This window comes from Streptomyces sp. NPDC058877 (assembly GCF_042742855.1).
Lineage (GTDB): Bacteria > Actinomycetota > Actinomycetes > Streptomycetales > Streptomycetaceae > Streptomyces.
In genome coordinates this window covers 1-3,176 of record NZ_JBHYMF010000347.1, presented here as the reverse complement: position 1 = coordinate 3,176, position 3,176 = coordinate 1, and the positions used below count along the sequence as shown (strand labels likewise).

Here is a 3,176-nt window from a genome sequence, read left to right as displayed (position 1 = left end):
GCGTACGTCCGTACGCCCCGGGGACTCCGTTTTTTCGTGTCGCCGGAAGCTCCGACTCGCCTATGCTGTCCCACCGGTTCTCGGTCAAGTGATCCAAGAAGAAGGACAGTTCCACACCATCGGGGGAGTCTTGGCGCAGTCGTCCGTGCCCCAACAACCGAGTGGTCGGCCTGCGGTCGTCGACCCGCGTCGCTTACCCGCCGCCAGCGAGGCGACCCGCCTCCTCTGCGCCGGTGCGTACCTCGACGACACCTACCGCGACGCGGTCATCGACGAGCTGTACGTCCACGAGGAGCGCTTCGCCGCCGCTTCCCTCGGCTATGACGCGAGCCGCGTGCTCGCCCACGCCCTGCGCGCCCGCCGCGTCGAACTCGGCTGGGCCGCCGGCATCCTCGCCCTCTGGATCGTCGCGATCCCCCTCACCAAGGGCCTGGTCGTCCTCCTGCTCGCCCCCTTCCTGGTCCTCGGCCTCGCCCGCTGGGTGCGCGGCACGGCCGCCGACGCCCCCTTCTACCGCTCGGTGCCCGCCCTCCTACTGCGCTGGTACGGGCGGCTCGCGCTCCTCCAGGCCGCCCTGTTCCTCCTCTTCCTCGCGTTCGGCGACGCGGGCTCGGGCCGCCCCTTCGACGGACCCTCCGGGTCGAGCGGCGACTTCCTCGACCTCCCGGTCGGCCTCGCGGTCCAGGAGGTGTGGGGCATCGGCACCCTGGAGGCGTGGATCACCCTCGCCGTGCCGTTCCTCGTGGCCTGGGCGGTGGCGGCCCAGCGCGGTCAGTCCGCCCGGGCGCTCACCGAGGAGCTCTCCCGGGAGCGCTTCGCCGACCAGGGCTCCGACCCCGCCGAGCGGGCCGAGGGCGCCCGCTTCCGCAGGCTGCGCGACCGGATCCGGATCGAGCAGCACGCCCGGCTCGTCATGTACGGAGCCGCCGACCCGTTCTGCGGCGCCGGCACCCCGTACGAGCCCTGGTCGCTCTCGGTCGAACTCCGTCCCCGGGAGGACCTCGACGGACGGGCACCCGAACCGCTCGACAACGGCGCCGTCCTGCGGCACGTCGTCCCGCTCCTGGAGGCGCTGCGCATCCCCTCCCCGCACGGCTCGCCCCAGCTCCAGGCGGCGGTGCGGGACCGGCTGCGCGAGCTGGAGATCGACGAGGTCGTCTTCCTCCCGGTCGACGGCCTGCCGGCCCGCACCGCCGCCCCGTACGCCCCCGGCGCCTTCGAGGCGCACCGCGCGGGCTCCATCGAGGAGGGCGGCGAGACCCGTCGCCACTTCCTCCGGGTCCGGGTCGGCGGTTGGGGCGAAGAGATCGTCACCACGGTCTTCGTCCGCGTCCACACGCAGGGCGGCATGCTGATGCTGGAGGTCGCCCCGCACGTCCTGCGGCCGGTGCGGGAGCTCTACCGTCATGCAGACCGGAACGCCCACCGCTACCGGCACAACCACTTCCTCGGCAAGGCCGTCTGGGCGCTGGCCCGGACCCCCCGCTCCGTCGGTCACGCCCTCGCCACGCTCTGGCGCTCGCTCGGCCACTCCTGGCGGGTGCTCACCGCGGGCCACGCCAACGCCCTGCCCGAAGGGCCGTGGATCTCGGTTCGGGAGCTGGGCTCCGACGACGAGGCCTCCCTCTTCCAGGACATGGACGTCAGCCGCTACCTGAAGAGCATTCAGGACCGGGTCGCGAACGGGGTGAAGACCGCGCTCCACGAGGCCGGTTACGAGACGGGCGAGTTCGAGCAGAAGATCGTCCACGTGGCCGAGGGCGGCACGTTCATCGAGAACACCAAGGGGAACGTCACCATCGGCCACCACAACACCGTCACCAGCAAGAGCTTCACCACTTCGACCACCGGAGGCGACCGTGGCTGAGAACGGCAACTCCCGTGACCGTGGCGGCATCCACGTCACCAACACCAGCGGCAACGTCACCATCGGCGACCACAACACCGTCACCAGCACCGTGCACGGTGTCGCGCCGGCCCGCGACGCGCAGCAGGAAGAGCTGCTCCAGGCCGTCCGGCGGCTCCGTGCCGACCTGGAGGGCGTCGTCTCCTCGGAGCGGACCGCCGCCCTCGATGCGGAACTCTCCGACGTCGAGGACGAGATCGAGGGCACCGGTCGGGCGAGCGCCGGCCGGCTGACCGCCCTGCGCAGCGCACTCGCGGAAGCGGGGGCGGTGGCGGAGCTCCTCGCCTCGGGCGTGGCCGTGGGGCAGGCTGTCGGCGCCCTGCTCGGAGGGTGAGGTGAGCGGGTACGGGGGCGGTTCGGCGGGCGGGGCCCGCTGGAACGACGAGACGCAGAGTTGGGAGACCGGGGGAGCGGGGAGCGCGCCGGTGGACCCGCCGGTCGGTGCGGGCGGCCCCGTCGCCCCTCCGCCGCCTCCTCCGACGTACGCACCCGGCCCCCCGCCCCAGTTCGGTGCGGGCGGCTGGCCGCAGCCCGCGGCTCCCGTGCCGGCCGGGCGGCCCCGGTCGCGGGCCGTGCTGGTGGCCGGGACGGTGGTGGCCGTCCTGGCAGTGGGTTCGGTCGGCGTCTGGCTGCTCCGGGGCGGGGAGGACGGGAGCGGTGGCCCGGCTGCGGGCCCCGGGGTCTCCGTCTCCGCCCCCGCGGAGCCGGACGGTTCGACGGCCCCGTCCCCGTCGGACCTGCCCCCGGAGTCCCCCTCCGACACGCCCACCGCCACGGACGGGGCGCCCCCGGCCGGCTACCGGGTCCAGGAGGACCTCAAGGGCTTCACCATCGCCGTCCCCGAGGGCTGGGACCGCACCGAGTCCGATCAGGGCGTGTTCTACAACGCACCGGACGGCCGGAGCCTGCTCCAGGTCTTCGTCATCGAGGAAGCCGACATGACGCCGTACGAGGCGCTGCGCGGCACCTCCGCGGACGGGCGGGCCGGCAAGCCCGGCTACCGGGAGATCAGCCTCGCCCCGGTCGCCGACGAGACGGGAGCTCCGGCGGACTCCGCCGAGTTGGTGTACGCGTACGACCGCGAGGGAGGTCGTCGCAAGGTCGTCGACCGGGCCTTCACGGCCGGGGACGGCCACCAGTACGCGATCCTGGCCGCGGGCCCGGAGGCCGACTGGCCCAAGCAGCGCGAAGTCCTGCGGGTGGCCCTGGAGTCCTTCCGGCCGGGAGCGTACTGAGGGGGCGACGCGCGGGCATGCCCGTGGTCCCGCAC

Annotated in this window: 3 protein-coding genes; all 3 read left to right on the top strand. The window is 73.8% G+C overall.

What is annotated here, in order from left to right:
- Positions 1–130: 130 nt before the first annotated feature.
- Genes ACFW2Y_RS35290 through ACFW2Y_RS35280 form a run of 3 tightly spaced genes read left to right on the top strand, consistent with a single transcriptional unit; the run spans position 131 to position 3,141 of the window.
- Positions 131–1,867 (top strand): hypothetical protein, encoded by a 1,737-nt coding sequence (locus ACFW2Y_RS35290; protein ID WP_384887693.1) that lies wholly within the window; start codon positions 131–133, stop codon positions 1,865–1,867.
- On the top strand, positions 1,860–2,240 hold the full coding sequence (locus tag ACFW2Y_RS35285) for a hypothetical protein (RefSeq protein WP_384887691.1): 381 nt from the start codon (positions 1,860–1,862) through the stop codon (positions 2,238–2,240). The genes ACFW2Y_RS35290 and ACFW2Y_RS35285 overlap by 8 nt, the downstream gene beginning before the upstream one ends.
- A 1-nt stretch (position 2,241) precedes the next feature.
- Positions 2,242–3,141 (top strand): serine/arginine repetitive matrix protein 2, encoded by a 900-nt coding sequence (locus ACFW2Y_RS35280; RefSeq protein ID WP_384887689.1) that lies wholly within the window; start codon positions 2,242–2,244, stop codon positions 3,139–3,141.
- Positions 3,142–3,176 lie beyond the last annotated feature (35 nt).